Consider the following 25,369-nt stretch of genomic DNA (forward strand, 5'->3'; position numbering starts at 1 on the left):
TGGGAAACATGCCAGCGGCAATATCGGAACGTCCCGGCCGGTACGGCTCGAAGGGCACCGTCGGTTCGATCCTGTTGCAGATGTTTCTGATTCTGTTTGCCTTCGTGCAGATATACCCGCTCGTCTGGCTCGCGTTCTTTTCGTTGAAAGACAACAGCGAAATTTTCAGCGGCGAGGTGCTGGGGCTTCCACGAAAGTTTCTCTGGAGCAACTACGTCAAAGCCCTGTCGGAGGGCAATGTGCTCACCTATTTCGGGAACAGCGTGCTGGTGACGGCAGCGACGATTGTGCTCGTCCTGATCCTGTCCGCAATGTCCGCATACGCCATCGCCCGGATGAAATGGAAACTGAGCAATGCGACGATGACGCTGATCCTGCTGGGCATGATGGTGCCGATCCATTCCGCGCTGCTGCCGCTGTTCATGGTGCTGAGAAACCTGAACCTGCTGAATACCTACTGGGCGCTGATCATTCCCTACGTGGCCTTCGGTCTGCCGATTGCCGTATATATCACCGCCAGCTTTTTCAAAAGCGTTCCCCGCGAAATGGAGGAATCGGCGGTCATGGACGGATGTGGCGTTTACCGGGCGTTCTTTCTCATCATCTTGCCGCTTGTCCGGCCGGCCTTGGCCACCGTGGCGATCTTTACGTTCATTTCCGCCTGGAACGAGCTCATGTTTGCCGTCACCTTCATCAATGACACCGAGTACCAGACGCTGACGGTCGGCATGATGTCCATGGTCGGCACGTACATTACCCATTGGGGCGTGGTCGGCGCCGGGCTGATGATCGCCACGATTCCGACGATTCTCATTTACCTCCTGCTCAACAAACAGGTGCAGGAAAGCATGATTGCGGGAGCCGTCAAGGGATGACGGCCGGCAGTGCCCATAGACAGATAAAAAACAAATCGTATTTGCCGGACTCCGTTAATGAAGGAGTCCGTTTATTTATGCTGTTTGCCAAGCTTCATAGTCTCCTGCCGCAGGCATGCGAAACCTCGCATTGTACCCCGTCCAACGGCATACGGCTTGTCAAACCCGTCCGCATAGCTGGTCAATTGGCAGATTTCGCATACCGCGAGGTATCAGATTGACGCGTTATTTTTGCCCTTTTTTCGGTTGATAAGATCGATGAAGATCAAAATCAACCCGATTACCAAAAATAGCAGAACAAAGACATTACTCCACAGGTAGGGCTTTTCCGGAATTCTGCTGACATAAAGATAGTAGAAAATGTAGAACACGATACGTTCTACGGTATAAAGGATGCCGCCAACCATCAGAAGAAGAAAACCATAATAAGAAAATTTAGACATACCCGCCTCCAAAAATTTTTATTGACGTCGTGCTTCTCACTAACTGCTTTTGGCGCCGCTGCTTCAATTGACAGTCAGAAAGATGCAATTTTTGTTGATGGCTTGCAATTTAACATTTCCAAATCTGTCGAAGGAAAAATATCAACCAAAATGTTAAAAGAAATAGCAAATCGGGCGAGACTTACATCCAGCCCCTCTTTCGTAAAATACCCTTCGTCGAAAACTTGCTTCGGCGTTTTGAAATAATCGACACGTTCAGATAGGAAGAACGGCATTTCGTACATTTCATTCGGAATGTCTTCCAAAATGTACGGGAAGTCCGAAACATTTTTCGGCAGATTCGTCGTGCGAATCACGCGCCCCCACGGATCGCGCTTTGCGGCCGATCAGCGAATCACGACCACTCCATCTTTCCCGCGTCAAGCAATACTACGAATGAAGCAGGGAGAACGTTGCGGCAGGCAGTTTCTCCGATGTGCGTGTATTTTCGTAAAGAGATGGGTGTTGCGGGAGCATATCCAAATGAAAGTTGCGGATCACGATTCCGGGAGCAGCGCTTCTTGCATATTTATTGTAATATTGTAATCAAAGGGGGGGGATTGTGGAAAATGAAGAATGGTCAAGGGAACTCAAAAGGGAAGTTTACAAAGAGATTGACGAACTGAAGAGGGAGCACCGCGCTTTCAAAAAACGAATCAGCGTTCTTGCCAATCTGTTCATCCCGGGAATCGGATTTGTGGTGTACGGAAGCTCCTGGTTGAAAGGCATTGTTGCGTTTGCTCTTTTTGTCTTGTACAATGCGCTGTTTTTCAACTCCATTCTGCCCGCCACGGATGCAAACGTTGCGGTGATTTATTATATCCCGGCAGTTGTGATTTGGATTGTCAGCACGGCCATGGTTGCTTCCCAGGATTGAGCGATACGTTCCGGGTCGCAAGCCATCCCCGCTCCGGCTCGTCAATCCTGTCCGCATAATCGGTCAAGTCCCCTCATAGACATGTTATCAGTCGGAAAACCACTGTGTAGAGGGGATGATCCAATGCGTCGCATGAAGTGGGCGGCAGCCGTCGTCCTGTGCGTCACCCTCATCCTTGCGGGATGCGGAGCCAAAAGCGCCGAGTCTGTTGTGAAAGACCTGGACGGCGTGCTCGGCGGCTTGAAGAGCTATCAGGGCAAAGGGACGATGACGCTTCATACCGGGCAGCAGCCGCTCCAGTACCAGGTGGAAGTCTGGTACAAGAAACCATCCTATTACAGGGTCGCGCTGACCAACGCCGCCAAGGACATCACCCAGATCGTCCTGCGCAACGACGAAGGCGTGTTCGTGCTGACTCCGAAGCTGAAGAAGAGCTTCCGCTTCCAGAGCGACTGGCCGCAGAACCAGGGGCAGGTTTACCTGTACCAGACGCTGGTGCAGAGCATTCTGCTCGACAATTCCCGACAGTTCGCGATCGACAAGGAATCGTATGTGTTTGACGTCATGGCGAACTACCAGAACGGATCTCTGGCTCGGCAGAAAATATGGCTCGACCAGAAAACGTACGCGCCGCAGCGGGTGGAAGTGAGCGACGCGAACGCGAACGTGATGGTCGAAGTCACGTTCGACCAGTTCAGATTCGACGTTGCGTTCGACGACAAAGCGTTCGATATGGAAGCGAATCTCGGAGCCGCTCAGCAGCAGGAAGAGCAGGACAAATCGGCGGATGCTCCCGGTCAGGAGGAACAAGGGGCCCACGACAGCCACGGCGATCAGGACAAGACGGCAACGGACGATGCGAATACCGGCGACAATCCCGACAAATCGGCGACGGACGATGCGGAACCCGGCGACAACCCGGACGAATCGGCAACGGATGAAGCGGAGCCCGGCGACAGCCCGGATGATTCGGCGACGGACGAGACCGATGCCGGCACCGTTCCGGATGAAGCGGCGGCAGGCGGCGAAGCGGCGGACGATTTTGTTCCGATGGAGCCTTCCTATTATCCCGAGGGCGTCGCGCTCAAGGACATCACCGACATCACGCAAGCCGACGGCAGCAAAGGCGTGCTGATGCGCTTCACCGGCACCTACAATTACACGCTGTTCCAGACGAAGCCGAAGGATGTGGACGCTGCGCTTGTCCCGGGCGTCATGCTCGATCTCGGCCATACGTGGGGGCTGCTCGCGGGCGACGTGCAGCAGACGCTCACCTGGACGTACCAGGGATATGAATACCGGCTGACGTCGGCCGAGCTGCCCGAGGACGAGATGGTGAAGATTGCCCAATCCGTGCTGGAGGAAATGGAGAAATGAACGGAATCGAAGGAACCTGATGTCAGGGAACTGATCTCAGGTTCCTTTTTTTTATCCGAATGGAAACTTATAGACAATGCCTGGATTTTGGTGTACGATATATTTAGGGTGGCTAAATGATATGGAGATGACTTTGGAAGGAAGCATCAGCTTTTGGATCAAGAAGATGTATCAAAAGACGGGACATCTCTTTAACGACAGGCTCGCACAATACGGCTTGACCACGGCGCAAGTCGAAGTGCTGTCGCTGTTGTGGAGTCACGGCGATGGCCAGACGCAGAAGGAACTTCACGAGAGACTGTGCATTCGGCCGGCTTCCTTGACGAAAGTTCTGGATATGCTCGCCGCGGGAGGATGGGTGGAACGGAAGCAGGATGCGGATGATGCGCGGGTGAACCGCATTTTTCTGACCGAAACAGGCAGGTCGATCGAAAACGTCTGCGCGGAAATTCTCCACGAAGTCGAGCGGCTTGTCCGGAAAAACCTGTCGTCCGAGGAGGCGGCGATCCTGCTGATGCTACTCAAGAAAAGCGAAAGTTCGCTTGAAGAGGAGAAGTAGTCGTTTTTTTGTCTTCTATTGTTTAGCCTGACTAAATTTAAGTTCGGCTAAACATATAACTTGCCAGCTCATTTTAGATAAGGAGAGGTTTGCGTGGATTTGGGACTGAAAGGCATGGTCGCCGTCGTAGCAGGAGGCTCCTCCGGAATCGGAGCGGCCGTGGCGAGAAAATTCGGCGCGGAAGGCGCGAAGGTCGCGCTCACGTATCGCGGCGATGCTAGCGGGGCGGACAGAGTCGTGCGCGAGATCGAAAGACTCGGCGGCGAAGCGATGTCGATTCGTTATGATTTGAACGACGATCATTCGATGGAACAGGCCGTGCAAGCGGTCGCCGGCAAATGGGGCTCGATTCATGTGCTGGTGAACAACGATGTCCGTTGGCCGGAACCCCGTCAACTTGCCTTCGAAGATGTCTCTCCCGAGAGTTGGCGTCAGGAAATCCGGGCCAATCTGGAAGGTTATTACTTCACCATTCAACAAGCGCTGCCCTATATCCGGAAGTAGGGCTGGGGACGAATCGTCAACATCTCTTCCGGTCTGGCGGAGGACGGGATGCCCGGACGCGCATCTTATACGGCAGCCAAGGCGGGAATCCACGGCCTCACGGCAACGCTGGCCAAGGAACTGGGCCCTGAAGGGATCTATGTCAATGTCGTCATGCCCGGCTTCACGTTGACCGAGAAGGCGATGGAGAAATTCCCCAAAGAAATGCTGGAACGGGAACGGATAAAAGTTCCGACCCGGAAGCACAGCGTCCCGGACGATATCGCCAATCTCGTTGTTTTCCTTGGATCCCGGGCTAACGGCAATATTAATGGTGAAGTTATCCGCGTTTCGGGAGGTGAATAAACGCCGGAGACGCATTCGGGATCTCCTGATTCGCGCTACGAGATGGAGAAGATCGCAAGGTCCGTGCCGGAAGAAATGGAAAAATGACAATGCGGGAACCTGGTGCCAGGTTCCCATTTCTTTGGGAGACGCCCCGCGACGCATGATCCCGGAGCATATAGACGGCTGACCGGAGACACGTTTGCAATCTGGCCGGGGACCTGTTTTTTTGAATTTAAACAATCCGGCAACAGTATGATTTTCAACTGGAAACACCGCCGCCCGTTTGACAGTCCGGGATTGAACCATATACGATAATTGCATGGTTCAGGAGAACGGAAAACGAAGGTGAAACCCGGATGGACACATATTATCGACCGACCCGCGCGGAAATTTCGCTGGATGCACTGAGCCGGAACATCGCGGCGTTCCGGCGGGCGCTTGCGCCCGGAACGAAGCTTATGGCTTCCGTGAAGGCGAACGCCTACGGCCACGGAGCCGTCGAGATTGCGCGGGAGTCGGTCTCGGCAGGCGCGGACATGCTCGGCGTCGCGTTTCTCGACGAGGCGGTGCAGCTCCGCCGCGGAGGGATAGAGGCGCCGATTCTCGTGCTTGGGTATGTGCCGCCCGAGGGCTTCTCCGTCGCCCGCGAATTGGACATATCGGTCGCCATGTTCCGCGAAGACGCGCTGGAAGCGGCGGCGCGGCCCGGCACGCGTCCGCTGCGCGTGCACGTCAAGGTGGACACCGGCATGGGCCGGCTCGGGGTGCTGCCGGAGGAAGCGGTCCGGTTCGTCGAGCGGGCCATGCGCACGCCGGGCGTCGAAGTGGAAGGGCTGTTCACCCACTTCGCACGCGCGGATGAAGCGGACAAATCCTACACCCGCCTGCAGCACGAGCGGTTCGCCGCCGTGACGGAAGCCGTGCGCCGCCGCGGACTCGACATCCCGCTCATTCATCTCGGCAACAGCGCGGCGGGCATCGACACGCCGGAATGGACGGGCGGCATGCTGCGGCTCGGCATCGGCATGTACGGCCTCTATCCGTCCGCGGAAGTCGGGAAAACGCGGATCGAGCTGGAGCCGGTCCTGACGCTGAAGACCGAAATCGTGATGACGAAGACCGCGCCGCCCGGGTGGGGCATCAGCTACGGCACGCGCTATGTGACGCGCGGCGAAGAGCGGATCGGCACGCTGCCGATCGGCTACGCGGACGGCTACAGCCGGATGCTGACCGGCAAGGCGGAGGCGCTGGTGCGCGGTGTCCGCGTACCCGTGCTCGGCACGATCTGCATGGATCAATGCATGATCGCGCTGGGACCGGCGGATCGGGCGGAAGGGTTCGGCAGCCCGGTGGAGGCCGGGGAAGAAGTCGTTCTCATCGGACGGCAGGGCGATGAGGTCATCACGGCCGACGAAATCGCGTCGCTGCTCGGTACGATCAACTACGAAATCGTCTGCATGATCGCCGCCCGGGTGCCCCGGGTCTATATCCGCGGCGGCAAGCCGGTGGAAGTGCGGAACGGACTTGCCGGATGACGCCGTGTCCCCGTCATTTCCGCGTTTTCGCGATCATAGATATGGGTGTATAATCGAACCATGGCAACGGCATACTGGTAAGAGGCTGGATTGGAAATGTTTTGGAGGTGCGACGGATTTGGCCGATCTGCGGAACACGAAACGGATCATGATCAGTCTGCCGGATCAGTTGCTTCGGGAAGTGGACGGGATCGTGGCGCGAGAGAAGTCGAACCGCAGCGAATTCATCCGCCAGGCGATGAAGCTCTATCTTACCGAACGGAAGAAGCGTCAAATCCGTGATTCCATGCAGCGGGGATATCTCGAGATGGCGAACATCAACCTGCACATGGCCGCTGAAGCATTCCAGGCGGAGGATGATGCCGACGACACGCTCGGCCGTCTCGTAAGCGGGGTGTAAAGGTTTGATCGTAAAACGCGGGGATGTGTTTTTCGCAGATTTGTCGCCGGTGGTCGGATCAGAGCAGGGCGGCGTACGCCCCGTGCTGATCATCCAGAACGACATCGGCAACCGGTTCAGCCCGACGGTGATTGTCGCGGCGATTACGGCGAAGATTCAGAAAGCGAAGCTGCCCACCCATGTCGAGCTCAGCGCGGAAGCGCACGGCTTCGACCGGGATTCGGTCGTGCTGCTCGAGCAGATCCGCACGATCGACAAGCAGCGTCTTACGGACAAAATCACGCATCTGGACGACGAGACGATGAAGAAAGTCGACGAATCGCTCTCCATCAGTGTCGGTCTGATCGATTTCTAGTGCGCGGCTGGACCGATGGACGTTCGCCAGGCGGATTCATACGGATCATCGAGCCGAGCCGATCGGTTCTTTTTTTGTGCTGTTGAAAGGAAATAAATGGCATGCTTTGGAGTGAATTACCGGATGAAAATGCTGCGCGGGCGAGAGGATTTGCGCCGAAAGAGGCGAATTGTACTTGGGTGAGGTTCAAGCCGCATGACCGGTGGAGGCCATGCGGGACGGAGAGCAGCGGAGGTGCGTCACGATTGTCAAAACAGCGCAGAATGAAACGGATAACGATCCATCTGCCGGGAACATTGCTAAGCGATATGGATGCCGTCGCCAGGCAGGAACGGCGGAGCCGGGGCGAGATCGTCCGCCGGGCCGTCGCGGAGTGGCTGCGCGGACGGAACGGGCGCCACACCATGGAGTCCCTGCAGCGCGGTTACCTGGAAATGGCGGGCATCAACCTGATGATCGCCTCCGAAGCGTTCCATGCGGAAGATGATGCGGACCATACGCTTGGCCGCATGGTGGCACGCGATTAGCGCAGCCCCATGGGAGCGTGCAGGGTCATCAAATAAAATTTTTCTCCATGATATAGACAGGGCAGTTATATTTTGCTAATATAGGAATCAACGTAAATGCCATATGGTCTGTGACATGCGAAGAACGCATGCAGAGGGAATGTCCCTTGTGCAGCGTTCTTTTTTTGTTGCAGGCGGAAAGGAGACGCGATGAACAGAAGACGGAACCTGGCGATCAGCGCGGCCGCGGCGGTGCTCGCCGGCGTGCTGATCTATTGCATCCATGAGCTGCAGCTCAGGCAGATCGAGCTGCAGGAGACGGTGCAGGTCGTCGTGCCGGTCCGCTTCATTCCCGCGGGCGAGCGGTTGTCGGCCGATGCGCTCGGGATGAAGACGATCACGAAGGCCGCCTTCATGCCGGGCATGGTGACCGACCTCCACGCGGTCGCCGGCATGGAGACGGCGGTCCCGCTCGGCCGGGACGAGCCCGTGCTCGACTGGAAGCTGGACCGTTTCCGGCTGCTGCCGAAGCGGGGCGAGTCCACGTTCCAGATCCCGAAGGACTATATTCTTTCGGTGTCGAACGGGCTGCGCGCGGGGGACAAGGCGCTTGTTTACGCGTCGGGTGAAGGGATCGAATCCGGCCGGTTGTTCCCGGAACCGGTGACGGTGGCCGCCGTGAAGACGCCGGCGAACCTGGAGGTCGACGATCCGCAGCATACCGGCCTCGTATCCCGCGCCAGCGGCGACTACGAACAGCTCTACCTGTCCCGGCGGGACGCGAACGGTTCGATCGATGCCGTCAACCTGAACCTGACCGAGGAGCAGTGGCTGCGCATCGACAATCTGTGCCGGAGCGGCAAGGTGAAGCTGGTCATCGCCTATGTGCCGGATTCGCATGAGAATACGGCGGCCGATGCCGGCAAGGCGGAGGAGGTGGAGGTCTCGTGAACCGGGGAACGCTCGTTACCTTCACCGGCACGACGCCGAACATCGGCACGACGATCAGCGCATTCTCCGCCGCCTGCCGGATCGCGGAGTACAGCGGGCAGCCGGTCGGCTATCTCTGCCTCAATCTCAAGAGTTCCAAGCTGCACCGCTACGTCCGCGTCGAGCGTCCGGCGCTGTCGCTTGACCGGATGCGTCCCGAACTGAAGGCGGCCACCTTGTCGCCGGAGCGGCTCAAGGCGGCGGCTTTCCGCCCGTCCGGCATGCCCAATCTGTTCGTCTTCTTCGGCAATCTGCTGCGGGATCAGGCGGAGTTCTACGCGCCGGAGGAAATCGGGCATCTGCTCGATGCCGCGCGGGAGGCGTTCTGCCTGACGATCGCCGACGTGAGCGCCTACTGGGACAACGCCGCCACCGTCGCCGCGATGCGGGCGGCGGACAGCCGGATCGTCGCCACGACGACGGCGCTGTCGCATTTCCAGGAAGACGGACGCCGCTGGTTCGGACTCGCCCAGTCGCTGTTCGGCATTGAACCGGCGGACTGCGACGCGGTCATCATTTCACCGCCATGGAGAAATGGGGGGTTCTCATTGAAAGATGTGCAGAAAGAAACCGGACTCCGCGCCATCGGGCGGCTCAACCTGACGGAACCGCTGCTGGCGGCGCTCGACAACGGCGCGTTGATGGACTGGCTGCTCACGGACGACTCGGGCCGGAAAGCGATGGACGATGCGGCCCGGGAGCTGATGAACCGCCACGGCGTGCGGTTCGGGCGCAGCGCCGCGCAGCAGCCCTGGTATCGCCGGCTGCTCGCCCACAGGAATGGTGTCAGCTGATGAGCGGCGCGGATCGGGTGAAATTTTCGCCGACCGACTATGCGGCGAAATTGCGGCTGGCCGTTCCGGATGATGCGGGGATGGCCGACGTCCCGTACGACGCGGAAGGGGAGGCGGCCTTCCGCAGGCTGGTCGAGGAGATGCGGGCCTATCTGACGGCGCCGCAGGGGATGACGGAGGAGCAGCGGCAATCCTACGGCGAGCGGCTCAACCGCGCCGTTCTCGGCTTCCCGCAGGAGCGGGCCGAGCTGCTCGCCGTCATCCAGGAGCGGCTGCTTCGCAAGCGGATTCACCGGCTTCCGGGCTATCATCATCCTTACGGGAGCCTTGCCGAAGCGATCTTCGCCGAAGTGATCGGGCTGAACGTGCTGGAGCTGATTCTGGCGGCAAGGGACGGACTCGAGGAAATCCAGGTGGTCGGCACGCGCATCTACGAGGTGCGGTCCGGCAGGCCCGTGCCATCGGTTCACCGGTTCCAGTCGGTCAAGGACGTGGAGCGGATCCAGCAGAACCTGGTCCTGTTCAACAACGACCGGATCAGCCCGCGCAAGCGATGGGCGGAGGTGAACCTCAGCGACGGGTCGCGGGTGACGATGACCGGCTTCGGCTATACCGCCGAGCCGACGCTGACGATCCGGTTTTACACGGTGCGGCACTACCGGCTGGACGAGCTGTGCAGACCGGAGTACGGCACGATGAACGAAGCGGTGATGCGGCTGCTGCGGAACGTGCTGGAGCGGCGCCTGAACCTCGTCATCATCGGCCCGACGAACTCCGGCAAGACGCATCTGATCAAGGCGCTGATCGCCGAACTGCCCGACGAGGAGCGGATCGTGACGATTGAAGGTCGGTTCGAGCTGATGCTGCGGAAGACGTTCCCGGACAAAAACGTGATCGAGTACGAAGCCGACGAGGAGGATCCGATGCACGATTCCGCCCAGGCGTTCAAGCTGGCGCTGCGCCAGTCGCCGCAGCGCATCGTCCATGCCGAGATCCGCGACGAAGACGCGAACATGTATGTCCGGGCGTGCACACGCGGCCATCGGGGCAGCATGACGACGGTCCACGCGAACGCGCTGGAGGACGTGCCGGAGGCGATCGCCGACATGTGCATGCTCGACGGGCGCGCGGTGGACGACAACCGGCTCGTCCGCCGCATCACCCGGCAGGTGACGGATGTCGGCATCGAGATGCGCATCGTCGGCGGCAAGCGGCGGATCGTCCGCATCGGGCGGTATGAATGGCGGCCGGACGGCCCGCATGTGTGCGACTGGGCGGTCTATAATCCGGAGCGGGACGATTGGACGATCGCCCCGGATGCGCCATGCTGAGCCTGGACGCGATGCTGGCCGCGGCGACGGGCGCGCTGTTCCTGCTGATGTTCACCGCGATCCGCGGCTGGCTGGCCGCCGCGGTATCCCGCTCAGGGACCGCCGCGAGGCTCAGCCATCGCCGCCGGGCGGGACTTATCGAGCGCGCGGAGCGCCGCATGGCGGCTTATGTATCCGGACCGCATGCGCGGCTCTCCCTCCTGCTGGAGAGCGCGCGCGCCGGCATCGGTCCGGCGGCGTTCCTCGGGCTGTCCGCGCTGCTCGCCGCGGCGGGCGGAGCGGCGGGGGCGCTTGTCATCCAGACCGTGAAGGGGGCGGCCATTGCGGCCATGCTGCTCGGAGGCCTGCCGTACATCATTATCCGGATGACGCTGATGCATCGGCAGATGCAGAGCCGGATCGACTTTCTGCCGGCGTTGGAGCTGTTCTACCAGAGCTACCTGTCGACCGGCGGGCGGCAGGTGCGGATCGCGCTCGGCCGCATCGTCGAGGAACGGCGGCTCACCGGTCCGCTGCTGCCGGTGTTCGAGCAGCTGTACATCAACCTGTCGGTCAAAGGCGATGACGAAGCGAGCCTGCGGGTCTTCTCGTCGGCCGTGGGCCACGTCTGGGCGGAATATTTCGCGAACATGCTCCGGGTCGCGCTGACGGACGGCGCACCGATCGCGGAAAACCTGAAGGAGCTGATCGCCGACATGCGGCGGGCGGCGCGGGCGGATCAGCAGGAGCGCAACCGGCTGCTTGAGATCCGGCTGGCCAACTTCTCGCCGATCCTGTTCCTTGCCCTGTTCATCAGCATCAATGTCCGCTACAACCCGGAAGGCGCTTACCGGTACTACGTGCTGGATCCGCACGGACGCGACATGCTGCTGAACGCGGCGGCCCTGATCTTCGCCTCGTTCCTGATGGGCATCTGGCTGTCGCGCCGCAAATTGTGAAAGGGGGGATTGACAGTGCTGGCCGATCCATCGATCGTGCGCGGCTTGACCTTGCTGCTGCTGGTCGCCCAGTTCGGGTTGTGCGCGCTGTCCGTCTCGGCCCTGCTGCAGGCGTGGATCCGGCGCCGTCCGCGCTGGACGCATCTGCAGTTTGAAGATGACGGACCGCAGCCTGCGCCGAAATGGCTGCTGCGGGCGGCGGGCATTCGCCGCGGCAGCCAGAGCTTCCTGACGCGCGAAACGCTGCTTGCGGGATGCGGCTTCGCGTATGACCCGGCCTGGTACATGTTCGCCCGGCGGGTTGCGATCCTCTTCGGATCAGCCGCGCTTATCTGCGGAGCGGCCTTCCCCGCGTACGTGCCGCTGCCGCCGGACCGCATCCTGTGGCTGCAGGCGGCGGGGGCCGCGCTCGCGGCCTGCGCGCTGTGCGACAAGCCGCTGCTCGAATCGGTGCGCAAGGCGCGCTCCGAGCTCATCATGCGGGAGATTCTGGCCGTCAGCAATCAGCTGCTCTATTTCGCGGGAGCCGCGCTGCACCTGCACGTGAAGCTGACGCGCTGCCTGCCCTACACGTCGGTCATCCGCTCCGATCTGCGGCGCATGCTGGCGGAATGGTACCACGACGCGGGGGAAGCGATCGCGCGGTTCAAGCGCCGCGTCGGCACGGCCGAAGCGGACAGCTTCGCGGAGACGATCGAGGCGCTGCGCCTGCGCGAAGACGACGCGTTCTACGCGTTGCTTCGCGAGCGGATCGCCGATTACAAGGCGAAGATCGAGCTGAGCCGCGAGAGCCGCAAGGAAGCGGCGTCCTACGTGCTGTTCGTGCTGGCGGGCGTACCGATTCTGTACATGTTCCAGATCTTCATCTATCCGTGGGTGCAGGAAAGTCAGCAATTGTTTCAATCGTTGCAGTAACAGGAATTCATATTTTCTCGGGAAGGAGATGCGGGAATGCGCAACATTCTGATGACGGTCATGCTGCTTATCGTGGTGGTGGTGCTGTTCAACACGATCATCGCGAATCCGAACGGCGGCACGAAAAGGCAGATCGAAGTTCAAGGCAACAACGCGAACACCCGGATCGGCGCTTTGAACCCGTAAGCGGTGACGCAGGCGGATGCGTTCGGTTCTCGTGTTCGTGCTGTTCGCCGCCCTGCTCTGCTGGATGATGTTCGCGCCGGTCTACAAGCATGTGTTCATCGTCCGGCAGGCGGTGCTGCAGCAGGAGGTCGACTATTTGCTGGAGATCGGCGCGAACGGATCGCACGGCTATATCGACGGCGCGATGATCGCCGCATCCCGTAACCGGCTCGCGGCCTACGGGCTTGAGCCCGGGAAGCTGATCTACGAGGTGGCCGCGACGTCGGGCGAGGATGCGACGAATCCGCAGACTCCGGTTCGGCGGGGCGCCGGCATTGTGCTGACGATCCGTTACCCTTACGAGCGGTTGTTCGAGATCGACCGGCTGATCGGCATTGCGCCGCCGGACGAACAGGCGCTGATCAGCGCTACAGGCATGAAAATGAGCGAATATGTGCCTTGAGACAGAGCGGATGCAGGCGGCTCGCCGAACCGGCTTTCGGTCCGGCGGCCGATTGCATACATGACGCGCCCGGCAGCGGCCAGCCGGTGCCGTCGGATGAAATCCGGAACGGGGGGATGTGGAACCGGCGCCTGACACGTTACAGACCGAAAGGGGGGAATTAAGGCCGGAATGCACAAACTGCTGCTGCTGACGCTGATGGCGGCGGTGTGGATGATGCTGCTGGCGCTGCAGATCGACGGGGAGATGGCGGTCCGCACCCTGTTCGAAGCGAAGCGGGCGGTGAACCGTGCCGCCCATGCGGGGGCGCAGCAGCTGGATCAGGACGCGCTCGCGGCAGGCATCTTGCGCATCGACGAAGCGGCGGCGGCATCGGCCGCACTGCAGTATTTGCGGGTGAACATGCGGCTGGACGCTTCGCTCAAGCCGCTGCCGGGCGCGATGCTGCGCGATCCGGTCGAGATCGCCGTGCTGCGTGTCGTGAACGCGGAAGCCGTCTTTCCGTACACGTACCGCAACGAAACGTACAATTACGAGGTGACGCTGAAGCGGCCCGGCGTCATCCTCATCGCGCGGGTCCGGTATCCGCGCGGATTCAACGTCATGGGGCCGGTCGAGTGGTATGTGAAAGGGGCGGCGGAGCTGGTGCCGCTTCATTGAAGATCCCGGGGAATCGCGGATGTCCCCGGTTTTTTGCGTTCTTTTTCACCCTATCCCCCTCGCTCAGGAGAAGCGGGACGGCTTTGACAATCCCGTCGCTGTGGGTGAATATAATCATGAGAGAAAGGTGCGGGGAGGCCATAGGATGGAACATGCGCTGCCGGCGGGAGAGACGGAGAAGCGGATCGCCAGACTGCAAGAGCAGCTCAAGGCAGGCGGCTATGCCGGCATGCTCGTCTCGCAGAATACGGATCTCTACTATTTGACCGGCACGATGCAGGCCGGTTATCTGTTCGTGCCCGACGAGGGCGAACCGACGCTTTACGTCCGCCGAAGTGTGGCGAGGGCGGAACGGGAGTCGCGCGTCAGGACGAAGCCGCTCGGCTCGTTCAAGGCGTTCGGCGCGGAGCTGGCCGCCGACTTTCCGCCGCTGACCGGGAGCGGAGAACGAAGGACCGTTCTGACGCCGCTGGATGCGCTGCCCGCGCAGCTTTACCTGCGGCTGGCCGAGCTGCTGCGCGGAGCGGGAGCGGAGCTGGCCGACGGGTCGGCCATGATGCGCCGCCTGCGCATGGTGAAGTCTCCGCATGAAATCGGGCGGATCCAGGCGGCTGCGCGAGCCGCCGCCGAAGCGCTGGACGAGGCGCTGCCGCTGCTGCGCGAAGGCGTCACCGAGCTGGAGTGGATGGCGGCGTACGAACACGCCGTTCGCAAGCGCGGCCATATCGGGACGATGCGGATGCGCGCCTACAATCTGGAGGTGCTGACCGGCATGGTCGGCGCCGGGGAAGCGGCGGCGGAACCGTCCGCGTTCGACGGCCCGGCAGGCGGCCGCGGGCTCGGTCCGGCGGCGGCGCAGAGTGTCAGCCGGCGTCCGATCGGGCGCAACGAGCCGATTCTGATCGACATCGGCTGCTGCATCGACGGGTACATCATCGACCAGACGCGCACCGCGGTGATCGGCGCATTGCCGGACGATCTGCTCGCGGCCTACGAGACTTCCGTCCGGATCATCCGGCGCGCGGAAGAGCTGCTGGTGCCGGGCACGCCGGCGGAGCGGCTGTATGAAGAAGCGGTCCGCATGGCGGATGAGGCCGGGCTGGCCGACCATTTCATGGGCTTCGGCGCCGACCGGGTCCGGTTCCTCGGCCACGGCATCGGGCTGGAGGTGGACGAGTGGCCGGTGCTCGCGCGCGGCTTCGACATGCCGCTCGAACCCGGGATGGTCATCGCGGTGGAGCCGAAGTTTACGTTTCCCGGCCGCGGCGTCGTCGGCATCGAGAACAGTTACGCCGTGCAATCCGAAGGCCCGCCGCTCGCACTTACCCTCACGCCCGAACGGCTGATCCGGCTGCCGTAAGCGGGGTGCGCGGAAATGGCGGATTATCCGGCATGGCGGGCGGCAGACGGGCGCCCGGTCAGACGCCGTGCTCATATCCGGGATATCCGCATAGAATTGGAGCAAGGGTTTCTTTTCCCGGGATTTGCATACCGGTCTGTTTTTGAGTAGGATAGATTTATAGGGAGCGGCAGCCGGATGACGCGAAGGCGGCGGCATGCCGCAATGCGCAGCGAGAGGGGCGGTGAACGATGTACAAGCTTGGCCAACGGGTCATAGTCGTCGCGGATCATTTTGAGCAAAATCTGCCGATTGGCGAATATGGATATATCATCGCGTATGACCGGAATGCGGACAATGCGTTCGATTACGTCGTCCGCCTGCCCAAAGTGAACAAGAACGTGTTCGTTCCGGCGGGCGACATCGAGCCGGAAGAAGTGCTGCTGAAACGGGAAGCCGAGCGGGTGGAGCGAGAGGCGCTCATCGATTACGCGCTTGCGACGCACAACGAAGAGCTGTTCCGCCGGATCATGAACGGCGGCGAGACCGAATCCCGGGAAGGAACCGGCAAGGAAGTGCAGAGCCGGGAAGACTTCATCCGTCAAGTGAATCTGAAGGCATGGATCTGATGCACAACGGACGCCGGCGCTTGCCGGCGTCAACTTCTTGGTGCCGGTCTTTCATTCGCGGAGACGTAAAGGTATAATTTCCAAGGACAACTTCTGCGGATGGAGGGTACGGACCGACATGGATCTGGGATGGACGGGCAAGGCGGCGATCGTGACCGCGGCGAGCCGCGGGCTCGGCAAGGCGTGCGCCATGCGGCTGGCGCTGGAAGGCGCGGATGTCGCGATCTGCGCTCGCGATGAGGCGGAGCTTATGCGGACGGCGGATGAGATCCGCAAGGCATCGGGACGCGATGTGCTTGCCATGCGGGCGGACGTGTCGCAGCCCGGCGACATCAAGGCGCTGGTGGACGCGGCGGCGCGGCGGTTCGGGCGGATCGACGCGCTCATCTGCAACGCGGGCGGACCGCCGTCCGGCGCTTTCATGGATATGACGGATGAACATTGGGAAGCGGCGGTGCAGCTCAACCTGATGAGCGTTATCCGGCTCATCCGCGAGACGGTGCCGCATATGCAGCGTATCGGGGGCGGCCGGATCGTCAACATTTCATCGGTGGCGATCAAGCAGCCGATTCCGGGGCTCGTGCTCAGCAACACGCTGCGGGCCGGCCTGCACGGTCTCGTGAAGACGCTCGCGAATGAGCTTGCTCCGGCGGGCATTCTCGTCAATACGCTCTGTCCCGGCCGTTTCGAGACGGACCGCATCTTGGGTCTGGACCGGGCATCCGCCGAACGGGAAGGCATCCCGGTGGAGGAAGTGCGCCGGCGCTCGGAATCGTCGATTCCGCTCGGGCGCTCGGGGGATCCGGAAGAATTCGCACGCTACGCGGCGTTCCTCGCTTCGCCGGCGAACAGCTACATGACGGGCCAGGCCATCGTCGTCGACGGCGGGCAGTGGCGAGGCGTCTGACCGAAGAGGCGCCGCAGCGCGCCGGAGTCCTTGCAGAAGCGGGGGCGGAAGCCGCACGCTTCGCAGCCTCCCCTGATTGAGCGCGGACAAGCGGTGCGATATAATGGAAGGAATTGATCGGAATCGAAGGAGGCAATGGAAGCAGCGATGAGCATTTCGATCCAGGATGTCGAGCACGTGGCGAAGCTGGCGCGGCTCGAACTGACGGAGGAAGAGAAGGCGAAGTACGCGGAGCAGCTCGGCGCGATTCTGAATTATGCGCAGAAGCTGAACGAGCTGGATACGGAAAACGTGCCGCCGACGAGCCACGTCCTGCCCGTCGCGAACGTGATGCGGGACGATGAACCGCGGCCGTCCTGGCCGATCGAGAAAGTCATGCTGAACGCGCCGGACGAAGAGGACGGACAATTCCGCGTCCCGGCGGTATTGGAATAGGAAGAGGAGGAACGACCGTTGTCCGTATTGGATCTGCGATTGCAGGAACTGCACGACCGCTTGAGCGGCGGGGAGCTTGCGGTCTCCGATCTGGTCGAGGCTTCGCTCAGCCGGATCAAGGAGACCGAGCCCGTCGTGCAGGCGTTCATTACGCTGGACGAAGAAGGCGCGCGGGCGCAGGCGGCCGAACTGGACAAGCAGCTGAAAGAAGGCGGAGAACGCGGGCTGCTCTTCGGCCTGCCGGCCGGCATCAAGGACAACATTGTGACGGACGGGCTGAAGACGACGTGCGCCAGCCGTTTCCTGAGCAATTACATCCCGATCTACAACGCCACCGTGATGGACAAGCTGCGCGCGGCGCAATCCGTCACGATCGGCAAGCTGAACATGGACGAATTCGCGATGGGCGGTTCGAACGAGAACTCGGCGATGGGACCGACGCGCAACCCCTGGGATCCGGAGCGGGTTCCGGGCGGATCGAGCGGCGGATCTGCGGCGGCCGTGGCGGCGCGGCAGGTTTACTTCGCCCTCGGTTCCGACACGGGCGGTTCGATCCGGCAGCCGGCCGCCTACTGCGGCGTCGTCGGCCTGAAACCGACGTACGGGCGCGTCTCGCGCTTCGGCCTCGTCGCCTTCGCGTCTTCGCTGGACCAGATCGGCCCGATCACGAAGAACGTCGAGGACGCGGTCTACGTGCTGCAGGCGATCGCCGGCCATGATCCGATGGATTCGACGTCGGCCGACGTCGAGGTGCCGGACTACACCGCGGCGCTCACCGGTGACGTGCGGGGCCTCCGCATCGGCGTGCCGAAGGAGTACCTCGGCGAAGGCATCGCGCCGCAGGTGAAGGATGCGGTGCTGGCGGCGCTGAAAGTGTTCGAGTCGCTCGGCGCGACATGGGAAGAAGTGTCGCTGCCGCATACGGAATACGCGGTCGCGGCTTACTATTTGCTCGCTTCGTCGGAGGCGTCGTCCAACCTGGCGCGCTTCGACGGCGTCCGGTACGGCGTGCGCGCCGAAAACCCGGACAACCTGATCGACCTGTACGTCAAATCGCGCAGCCAGGGATTCGGCGCGGAAGTGAAGCGCCGCATCATGCTGGGCACGTACGCGCTCAGCTCCGGTTATTATGACGCCTACTATCTGAAGGCGCAGAAGGTCCGCACGCTGATCAAGCAGGACTTCGACCAGGTATTCGAGAAGTTCGACGTCATCATCGGCCCGACGGCGCCGACGACGGCGTTCAAGATCGGCGAGCAGATCCATGACCCGCTTACCATGTATTTGAACGACATCTGCACGATTCCGGTCAACTTGGCCGGCCTGCCGGCGATCAGCGTGCCGTGCGGCCTGGCAGACGGCCTGCCGGTCGGCATGCAGATCATCGGCAAGGCGTTCGACGAGACGACGGTGCTGCGCGCGGCTTACGCATACGAGCAGGCGACGGAGCATCACAAACTGCGTCCGGCGGCCGTGGGAGGTGCGTGATCGATGACAACGACGACGAGATATGAAACGGTCATCGGCCTGGAAGTGCACGTGGAGCTCCATACGAAGACGAAAATTTTCTGCGGCTGCTCCACGTCCTTCGGCGCTCCGCCGAATACGCACACGTGCCCGATCTGCCTCGGCCATCCGGGCGTGCTGCCGGTGGTGAACCGCCAGGCGGTCGAGTACGCGATGAAGGCGGCGATGGCGCTCAATTGCGAGATCGCGGACGTGACGAAGTTTGACCGGAAGAACTATTTCTACCCCGACCTGCCGAAGGCGTACCAGATCTCGCAATACGACCAGCCGATCGGCAAGAACGGGTGGATCGACATCGAAGTGAACGGCCAGACGAAGCGGATCGGCATTACGCGCGTCCATCTCGAGGAGGACGCCGGCAAGCTGACCCACGTCGAAGGCGGCTATGCTTCGCTGGTCGACCTGAACCGCGTCGGCACGCCGCTCATCGAGATCGTCTCCGAGCCGGACATCCGCTCGCCCGAGGAAGCGCGCGCCTATCTGGAGAAGCTCAGGGCGATCATGCTCTATTGCGAAGTGTCGGACGTGAAGATGGAGGAAGGTTCCCTCCGCTGCGACGCGAACATTTCGCTGCGCCCGTGGGGTCAGGAGAAGTTCGGCGTGCGCGCCGAGCTGAAGAACATGAACTCGTTCCGCAGCGTGCAGCGCGGTCTCGAGTACGAGGAATGGCGTCAGGCCGACATTCTCGACAGCGGCGGCGAAGTCGTGCAGGAGACGCGCCGCTGGGACGAGTCGCAGGGCAAGACGCTGTCGATGCGGGGCAAGGAAGAAGCGCATGACTACCGCTACTTCCCCGATCCGGACCTCGTCCGGATCGTCATCGACGAGGAATGGAAGGCGCGCGTCCGCGCTTCGATTCCGGAGCTGCCCGACGCCCGCAAGGCGCGCTACATGTCCGAGTACGGCCTCTCGTCCTACGATGCCGGCGTCATCACGGCGTCGAAGAAGCTGGCCGACCTGTTCGAGGAAAGCCTGCGCTACACGAAGGACGCGAAAGCCGCCGCGAACTGGATCATGGGCGATCTGCTCGGCTATCTGAACGCGAACAACCTGGAACTGGACGACGTGAAGCTGACGGGACAAGGTCTTGGCGAGATGATCGGCCTGATCGAGAAAGGGACGATCAGCGGCAAGATCGCCAAGACGGTGTTCAAGGCGATGCTCGAGACCGGCAAACTTCCGCAGCAGATCGTCGAGGAACAGGGGCTCGTGCAGATCAGCGACGAAGGCGCGATCCGCGAGATCGTGGAGAAGGTTGTCGCCGCCAACCCGCAGTCCGTCGAGGATTACCGCTCCGGCAAGGAGAAGGCGCTCGGCTTCCTTGTCGGCCAGGTCATGCGGGAGACGAAGGGCAAGGCGAATCCGGCGCTGGTGAATCAACTGCTCGTGGAAGTGTTGAAGTCGTAAAGCCCGTCAAATGTCAAGCCGCCCCTTCCGTGCCTGTGCGGACCGGGGCGGTATCTTTAAATGCGAAACGGATGCGTCCGCCCGGAACAGGACTGCGCAAGCCGTTTGATTTGTCGGGAGTGGGATGTCGTGAACACGTTCGCCGCAGTCGTCGACAACCCGTGGTACATCAGTGAATGGCAAATTCTGCTGCGTCTGCTGTCGGCCGCCGTGCTCGGCGGTCTGGTCGGGCTGGAGCGGGAGCGGTCGCAGCACGCGGCCGGCCTGCGCACGCATATAATGGTATGTCTTGGTTCATGCTTGATGATGCTGTTGTCCATCTACGGCTTCGCCCTGTTCGTCAACGAGCTCAACGTCCGCGTCGACCCGGCCCGTCTGGCGGCGGCGGTGATCACGGGCGTCGGTTTTCTCGGAGCGGGCACGATCCTGCAGACGGGGCGCAGCGTGACCGGACTGACGACGGCCGCGTCGGTCTGGGTGACGGCGGCGATCGGACTCGGCGTCGGGGCGGGGTTCTATTTTGCCGCGGCGGTCTCCACCTTGCTCGTCCTGTTCGTGCTGTGGGCGCTGAACAAATTGGAGCGGAAGTTGTTCCGGCGGAAATCCGAGCGGCTCATCGTGGTGCGGGTCGATGACCGGCCGGGGCTCATGCAGAAGCTCAGGGAGACGGTTGAACAAAGCGGGGGCGATCTGCGCAAAATGCGTTTCCAGGACGAGGATGACGCGGACGCGCCGGAGAAGCTCGGACCGAACCAGCTGGCCGTCTATCTGCACGTCCGGTTGAAACGGTCGGCCGAAGCGGAACTGCTCGACGGGCTCCGCGGACTGGACGGGGTGCACGCCGCTTCGATGGAATAGCGCAAGACCGCAGGCTGGCAAGGATTGACCGTCCCCCCGGAATTGACAAATTGAAAATTGAAACTTTACAATGGATGTAGCATAAGAGAAAGGCGTGAACGTCAATGGCAACGAGCGTCAGCGATGCGCTGGAACAACTGAAAAGTACCGGAGTACGCATGACGCCGCAGCGCCACGCGATTCTGTCTTACCTGATGAATTCGATGACGCATCCGACGGCTGACGAGATTTACCGCGCGTTGTCGCCGGAGTTTCCGAGCATGAGCGTTGCGACGATATACAACAATCTCCGGTTGTTCGTCGATGCCGGTCTCGTCCGCGAACTGACCTACGGCGACGATTCGAGCCGGTTCGACGCCGATCTGTCGGATCATTATCATTGCATTTGCAAATCGTGCGGACGGATCACCGATTTCGAGTATCCGCCGCTTTTGGAAGTGGAAAAGGCAGCCGCGCGGGAAACAGGATTCATCGTCGAAGGACATCGTATGGAAATTTACGGCATTTGCCCGGATTGCGCGGCATCGGACAAGGCCGGTAAATCGTGATCGGCAATTATATCCGCGCTTGCTCAACTTTTGGGCGGGCGTCTGCGTCAATGTACGTACAGGGACCGGAGCCTGAGCGTTTCGGCCTGCTGTACGTATTTGTTTTTTCAAGGGATTGGGGAGAGAGGGGAAGCCGGAAGTGGAACTGACGAGAATGCGTGCGCCGCGGCGGCGGAGAACCAGGCGGACCGCACCGATCCTGGGAATGCTGTTCATGCTGATTCTGCTTTCGGCTGCGGCGGGCGCGGCATACGCCTGGTGGGAGCGGATGCAGCCGAACCGCGACACGATCGTGCCCGATTACGGTGCGGCGCATCCCGTCTTTTACAACGGGGAGCAGCTGGATGGCGAAGCGCGCGTCCGGGATGCGAATGTGCTGCTGCCGCTTGATATGATTCGGGCCGTGCTCGGTGAAGATGTGCCGATCCGGTACGAAGCGGACAGCGAATCGATCATTATGACAACGGCGGACAAGGTCGTGCGGCTGAAGACGGCGGCGCTGACCGCGGAGATGAACGGCGAACCGTTCGATCTGACCATCGCCGCGGAGGTTGAAGGGGATGTCGTCTATCTGCCGCTCGCGCCGGTCACCGTCCTGTACGGGCTGACCGCGGAAGTGGCGGAGGAAACCGGGATCGTGACGCTGCTGCGTCCGGGACAAGGGATCCAAAATGCGTCCGTAACCGTCGAGCAGGGTGCGGCGGTTCGTTCAGAACCGACGATCAAGGCGCCGATCATCGAGACGGTCCCGGCCGGCGGGGATGTGCGCATCTGGCGCGAGGAGAAAGGCTGGTATCGCGTGCAGACCGCATCCGGGCATGCCGGTTACGCCGCCGAGTCGGATTTTACGCTTGCGGACTTCGAGATCATTCCCGAGCCTGAGCGGGAAGATCCTTTTCTGCCCTGGCCGGCGAACGGCCGCAAGATCAATCTGACCTGGGAAGCGGTCTATCAGGTGCCGGCCGATCCGTCGAAGATCGGTCCGATGCCGGGCGTCAACGTCGTCAGCCCGACCTGGTTCGAACTGAAAGACGGTTCGGGCGCGATTCGTTCAAAGGCCGATCCGGCCTATGTATCCTGGGCGCACAAGCGCGGCTATCAGGTGTGGGCGCTGTGGAGCAACGGCTTCGATCCCGATCGGACGACGGAGGCGCTGTCCACATACGCGACAAGACTTAAAATGATCCGTCAGCTGCTTGTCTATGCGGAGACGTACAAACTGCAGGGCATCAATATCGACTTCGAGAACGTTTACACGAAGGACAAGGAGAATCTCGTCCAATTCGTCCGCGAGTTTGTGCCTTTGGCGCACGAACAGGGCCTGGTCGTCTCGATCGACGTCACGCCGAAGTCAAACAGCGAGATGTGGTCGGCTTTCCTGGACCGGAAGGCGCTCGGGAAAGTGGTCGACTACATGATCGTCATGACGTACGACGAGCATTGGGCGTCGAGCCCGAAGGCCGGTTCGGTCTCGTCGCTGCCGTGGGTCGAACGGTCCATCAAGCGCATCCTCGAGGAAGACGGCGTGCCGCCGTCGAAGCTTATCATGGGCATTCCGCTGTACACCCGCGTATGGACGGAGAAGAAGAAGGCCGACGGCTCGGTCGAGGTCAGCTCGCGGGCGCTCGGCATGGAGGCGATCGAGAAGCTGATCCGGGAACGCGGGCTCAAGCGGACGTATGACGACAGCACCGGGCAGAACTATGTGGAATACGAGACGGAGGAAGGGCGCCACCGGATCTGGATCGAAGACGAGACATCGATCAAGGCGCGGGCCGAGCTGGCGAGGAAATACAAGCTCGCCGGCGTCGCCACCTGGCAGCGCGGGTTCCAGAAGCCTGAAATTTGGCAAGTGCTGCACGACACGCTGGAGGCCCGTCCGTAATCAAAATGAAAACCCGCCGGATGCGTCGGCCCCAAATCCGCCGCGTCCGCGGGTTTTCGTTTCATTTCGGGTTATTCTCCGCTGCCGCAGGCGATGCGGCGTTCACTGTCCCATCCGCTTCTTCTTCGGGGAATGCCGTCGCCTTGTTCGGGTCCTGCGTGAGGATCGTCCGGCAGAACATGCAGCGGTCGGTCTGGCCGAGCATTTTCGTCTGGCGTCCGCATTCCGGACAGATCAGCATGATGGCGCTCGTCGACAGCATGCCGGCCCAGAAATAGACGCCCATGCTGAGCATGAGGGCGATCATGCCCAGCACGAGAAAGATGCCGGCGATGATTTTGCCCGACTGCACGCCCCAGAAAACGATTCCCGCCGTGCCTGCTACCATCAGGCCCATGCCGATCATCGTCAGCAGCAGCCCCCAGGTGCGGAACTCGTTGATTTTCGCGGTCTTGAAGAACATCGGACTCTCTCCCATCATTTACCGGTTGACGGTTGCCTGTTCCATGCAGAAATGCAGCAGGAAATGCCGAATGTCTGTCGAACAACTACAGTATCGCAGATCTTCATTATATACGATGTTTTGCGATCATGCCAGAAACGATGGGGGATCCGGTTCACCGATGGATACGGCGCGATGTCTGCAATGGATTCAGGACGCACCGGGCCTGATTGGCGTCATGCTGATCGACAACCCGTATCGGTACAACCCGCTGATCGACGGATTGGACTTGCTGCTGCTTGCGGTCGTGGAGCGGGATGGGCGTGAACGCAGCGTCCGGCACGTCCGTAAGGAAGGCAAGCGGGTGCAAATCCGCACGGTTGCGGCCGCCGCCTTGGACGAATGGATCGCCGGAGTCGAGAGCCGCAGCATCATTCCATGGATCGTGCGGGGGGAAATTTTGATGGACCGTGACGGTTATCTGGAGCGGGTCAAGCAGCGGGTGATCGATTTTCCGGAGGAGTTGCGCAGACAGAAGCTGGCGGCGGAATTTTCCGCGTTCCTTCGGACATTCCTGCACGCCAAGCAGGATCTGCAGGACGGCAATATCATGGACGCCCACAGCAATGTGCTCGCCGCGCTGCACCATTGGGCGCATATTTCGCTGATTGAAGACGGGGTGCATCCGGAACTGACGGTCTGGGCTCAGATGAAGAAATACAACCCCGGCATCTACAAATTGTATGAAGAGCTCACGACCAGCATGGAGTCGCTCGAGAAGCGGGTGCAGCTGGTGCTGCTCGCTTGCGAGTTCCATGTCATGAGCAAAATGAAATCGTGCTGCCGCCTGCTGCTCGACATTATTGAAAGCCGCGAGGAACCGTGGAGCGTGGGTGAGCTGATGGCCCGGCCGGAACTGAAGCCGCTCCGGCTCGACCTGTCGCTTCTGCTGCGCAAGCTGGTGACACGCGGACTGATCCGCGAAGTTGCGGCGCTTCCGGAGGCGAACGACCCGGACGCGCTGGAATTGCAGTATGCGGCCGCGCGGTAAAACAAAGCTCATAACGCAATTTGTTTTCCGCCTTGTGTGGCGGTTTTTGTTTTTATGGAAAAAGGGAACGGAATCCCCGACAAACGTGTTCGACACGGCTTGACGGTAACGGAGGTCATGTGATAAATTAGTTTCCGCCCCTGAAATGGCTTCGGCCATCCGGATGGTTGATCCGTCCGGCGATGCAGGCGGGAAATGATTTCCTCGAAAAAAACACTTGCATCGAGGCGGGCAGATGTGATATATTATAAAAGTCGCCGCTGAAACGGCGGACGACGAAGATGGTTC

At 61.0% G+C, this 25,369-nt stretch carries 28 protein-coding genes and 1 pseudogene; 27 read left to right on the plus strand and 2 right to left on the minus strand.

What is annotated here, in order from left to right:
* The first annotated feature begins 8 nt into the window (after nt 1-8).
* Entirely contained in the window at nt 9-875 is an 867-nt protein-coding gene (locus tag KJQ12_RS01305) for a carbohydrate ABC transporter permease (RefSeq protein WP_213483161.1), read from the plus strand.
* A 517-nt stretch (nt 876-1,392) separates the two neighbouring features.
* Here KJQ12_RS01305 and KJQ12_RS01310 read toward each other — a convergent pair.
* Nucleotides 1,393-1,674: a hypothetical protein gene (locus tag KJQ12_RS01310; RefSeq protein WP_213483162.1), complete on the minus strand. Its 282-nt coding sequence runs from the start codon at nt 1,672-1,674 to the stop codon at nt 1,393-1,395.
* Between the two features lie 245 nt (nt 1,675-1,919).
* Between KJQ12_RS01310 and KJQ12_RS01315 the strand changes: the two genes are divergently transcribed.
* The 25 genes and pseudogenes from KJQ12_RS01315 (at nt 1,920) to KJQ12_RS01440 (ending at nt 23,588) form a co-directional block, all read left to right on the plus strand.
* Nucleotides 1,920-2,234: a hypothetical protein gene (locus KJQ12_RS01315; protein ID WP_213483163.1), complete on the plus strand. Its 315-nt coding sequence runs from the start codon at nt 1,920-1,922 to the stop codon at nt 2,232-2,234.
* A gap of 123 nt (nt 2,235-2,357) precedes the next feature.
* Nucleotides 2,358-3,611 (plus strand): DUF4367 domain-containing protein, encoded by a 1,254-nt coding sequence (locus KJQ12_RS01320; protein WP_213483164.1) that lies wholly within the window; start codon nt 2,358-2,360, stop codon nt 3,609-3,611.
* A 121-nt stretch (nt 3,612-3,732) separates the two neighbouring features.
* On the plus strand, nt 3,733-4,170 hold the full coding sequence (locus KJQ12_RS01325) for a MarR family winged helix-turn-helix transcriptional regulator (RefSeq protein ID WP_213483165.1): 438 nt from the start codon (nt 3,733-3,735) through the stop codon (nt 4,168-4,170).
* Between the two features lie 114 nt (nt 4,171-4,284).
* A pseudogene (locus KJQ12_RS19485) lies at nt 4,285-5,019 on the plus strand (SDR family NAD(P)-dependent oxidoreductase).
* A 338-nt stretch (nt 5,020-5,357) separates the two neighbouring features.
* Entirely contained in the window at nt 5,358-6,536 is a 1,179-nt protein-coding gene (alr, locus tag KJQ12_RS01340; protein WP_213483167.1) for an alanine racemase, read from the plus strand.
* 118 nt (nt 6,537-6,654) lie between these two features.
* Nucleotides 6,655-6,936 carry a CopG family ribbon-helix-helix protein gene (locus KJQ12_RS01345; RefSeq protein ID WP_015255737.1) on the plus strand — a complete coding sequence of 94 codons (282 nt, stop codon included), beginning with the start codon at nt 6,655-6,657 and terminating at the stop codon, nt 6,934-6,936.
* A 4-nt stretch (nt 6,937-6,940) separates the two neighbouring features.
* On the plus strand, nt 6,941-7,291 hold the full coding sequence (locus KJQ12_RS01350) for a type II toxin-antitoxin system PemK/MazF family toxin (RefSeq protein WP_015255736.1): 351 nt from the start codon (nt 6,941-6,943) through the stop codon (nt 7,289-7,291).
* Between the two features lie 245 nt (nt 7,292-7,536).
* Nucleotides 7,537-7,818, plus strand: coding sequence for a ribbon-helix-helix protein, CopG family (locus tag KJQ12_RS01355; RefSeq protein ID WP_425315948.1), 282 nt, complete (start codon nt 7,537-7,539; stop codon nt 7,816-7,818).
* Nucleotides 7,819-8,007: 189 nt separating this feature from the next.
* Nucleotides 8,008-8,748 (plus strand): SAF domain-containing protein, encoded by a 741-nt coding sequence (locus tag KJQ12_RS01360; RefSeq protein ID WP_015255734.1) that lies wholly within the window; start codon nt 8,008-8,010, stop codon nt 8,746-8,748.
* Nucleotides 8,745-9,581, plus strand: a complete 837-nt coding sequence (locus KJQ12_RS01365; RefSeq protein WP_213483168.1) for a hypothetical protein — start codon at nt 8,745-8,747, stop codon at nt 9,579-9,581. Before KJQ12_RS01360 ends, KJQ12_RS01365 begins: the two co-directional genes overlap by 4 nt.
* The gene (locus tag KJQ12_RS01370) at nt 9,581-10,912 is read left to right on the plus strand and encodes an ATPase, T2SS/T4P/T4SS family (protein ID WP_213483169.1); all 1,332 of its coding nucleotides are present in this window, start codon (nt 9,581-9,583) and stop codon (nt 10,910-10,912) included. Before KJQ12_RS01365 ends, KJQ12_RS01370 begins: the two co-directional genes overlap by 1 nt.
* A complete protein-coding gene (locus KJQ12_RS01375) occupies nt 10,882-11,850 on the plus strand; it encodes a hypothetical protein (RefSeq protein ID WP_244860357.1) in 969 nt (322 codons plus the stop codon). The genes KJQ12_RS01370 and KJQ12_RS01375 overlap by 31 nt, the downstream gene beginning before the upstream one ends.
* A gap of 15 nt (nt 11,851-11,865) precedes the next feature.
* Nucleotides 11,866-12,765, plus strand: a complete 900-nt coding sequence (locus KJQ12_RS01380) for a hypothetical protein (protein WP_015255730.1) — start codon at nt 11,866-11,868, stop codon at nt 12,763-12,765.
* 36 nt (nt 12,766-12,801) lie between these two features.
* Nucleotides 12,802-12,951, plus strand: coding sequence for a hypothetical protein (locus tag KJQ12_RS01385; RefSeq protein WP_015255729.1), 150 nt, complete (start codon nt 12,802-12,804; stop codon nt 12,949-12,951).
* 16 nt (nt 12,952-12,967) lie between these two features.
* On the plus strand, nt 12,968-13,393 hold the full coding sequence (locus KJQ12_RS01390; protein WP_015255728.1) for a hypothetical protein: 426 nt from the start codon (nt 12,968-12,970) through the stop codon (nt 13,391-13,393).
* 171 nt (nt 13,394-13,564) lie between these two features.
* Nucleotides 13,565-14,053 carry a hypothetical protein gene (locus tag KJQ12_RS01395; RefSeq protein ID WP_213483170.1) on the plus strand — a complete coding sequence of 163 codons (489 nt, stop codon included), beginning with the start codon at nt 13,565-13,567 and terminating at the stop codon, nt 14,051-14,053.
* Nucleotides 14,054-14,198: 145 nt separating this feature from the next.
* Nucleotides 14,199-15,413 (plus strand): M24 family metallopeptidase, encoded by a 1,215-nt coding sequence (locus KJQ12_RS01400; protein ID WP_213483171.1) that lies wholly within the window; start codon nt 14,199-14,201, stop codon nt 15,411-15,413.
* A gap of 230 nt (nt 15,414-15,643) precedes the next feature.
* A complete protein-coding gene (locus KJQ12_RS01405; RefSeq protein WP_015255725.1) occupies nt 15,644-16,021 on the plus strand; it encodes a hypothetical protein in 378 nt (125 codons plus the stop codon).
* Nucleotides 16,022-16,139: 118 nt separating this feature from the next.
* Complete coding sequence (locus KJQ12_RS01410) at nt 16,140-16,928, plus strand: SDR family oxidoreductase (RefSeq protein ID WP_015255724.1); 789 nt, start codon at nt 16,140-16,142, stop codon at nt 16,926-16,928.
* A gap of 147 nt (nt 16,929-17,075) precedes the next feature.
* Nucleotides 17,076-17,363 carry an Asp-tRNA(Asn)/Glu-tRNA(Gln) amidotransferase subunit GatC gene (gene gatC, locus KJQ12_RS01415; protein ID WP_213483172.1) on the plus strand — a complete coding sequence of 96 codons (288 nt, stop codon included), beginning with the start codon at nt 17,076-17,078 and terminating at the stop codon, nt 17,361-17,363.
* 18 nt (nt 17,364-17,381) lie between these two features.
* Nucleotides 17,382-18,851, plus strand: coding sequence for an Asp-tRNA(Asn)/Glu-tRNA(Gln) amidotransferase subunit GatA (gene gatA, locus KJQ12_RS01420; protein WP_015255722.1), 1,470 nt, complete (start codon nt 17,382-17,384; stop codon nt 18,849-18,851).
* A gap of 3 nt (nt 18,852-18,854) precedes the next feature.
* Nucleotides 18,855-20,297, plus strand: coding sequence for an Asp-tRNA(Asn)/Glu-tRNA(Gln) amidotransferase subunit GatB (gatB, locus tag KJQ12_RS01425; RefSeq protein ID WP_213483173.1), 1,443 nt, complete (start codon nt 18,855-18,857; stop codon nt 20,295-20,297).
* A 129-nt stretch (nt 20,298-20,426) separates the two neighbouring features.
* Nucleotides 20,427-21,155 (plus strand): MgtC/SapB family protein, encoded by a 729-nt coding sequence (locus KJQ12_RS01430; RefSeq protein ID WP_213483174.1) that lies wholly within the window; start codon nt 20,427-20,429, stop codon nt 21,153-21,155.
* Between the two features lie 104 nt (nt 21,156-21,259).
* Nucleotides 21,260-21,703, plus strand: coding sequence for a Fur family transcriptional regulator (locus KJQ12_RS01435; protein ID WP_015255719.1), 444 nt, complete (start codon nt 21,260-21,262; stop codon nt 21,701-21,703).
* Nucleotides 21,704-21,917: 214 nt separating this feature from the next.
* Nucleotides 21,918-23,588: a glycosyl hydrolase family 18 protein gene (locus KJQ12_RS01440; RefSeq protein ID WP_342344783.1), complete on the plus strand. Its 1,671-nt coding sequence runs from the start codon at nt 21,918-21,920 to the stop codon at nt 23,586-23,588.
* Between the two features lie 61 nt (nt 23,589-23,649).
* Here the strand turns inward: KJQ12_RS01440 and KJQ12_RS01445 are convergent, their stop codons facing one another.
* Complete coding sequence (locus tag KJQ12_RS01445) at nt 23,650-24,051, minus strand: YgzB family protein (RefSeq protein WP_213483175.1); 402 nt, start codon at nt 24,049-24,051, stop codon at nt 23,650-23,652.
* 160 nt (nt 24,052-24,211) lie between these two features.
* Between KJQ12_RS01445 and KJQ12_RS01450 the strand changes: the two genes are divergently transcribed.
* The gene (locus KJQ12_RS01450; RefSeq protein ID WP_213483176.1) at nt 24,212-25,081 is read left to right on the plus strand and encodes a nucleotidyltransferase-like protein; all 870 of its coding nucleotides are present in this window, start codon (nt 24,212-24,214) and stop codon (nt 25,079-25,081) included.
* Nucleotides 25,082-25,369: the final 288 nt, after the last annotated feature.

It is taken from the genome of Thermobacillus xylanilyticus (assembly GCF_907165215.1).
GTDB lineage: Bacteria > Bacillota > Bacilli > Paenibacillales > Paenibacillaceae > Thermobacillus > Thermobacillus xylanilyticus.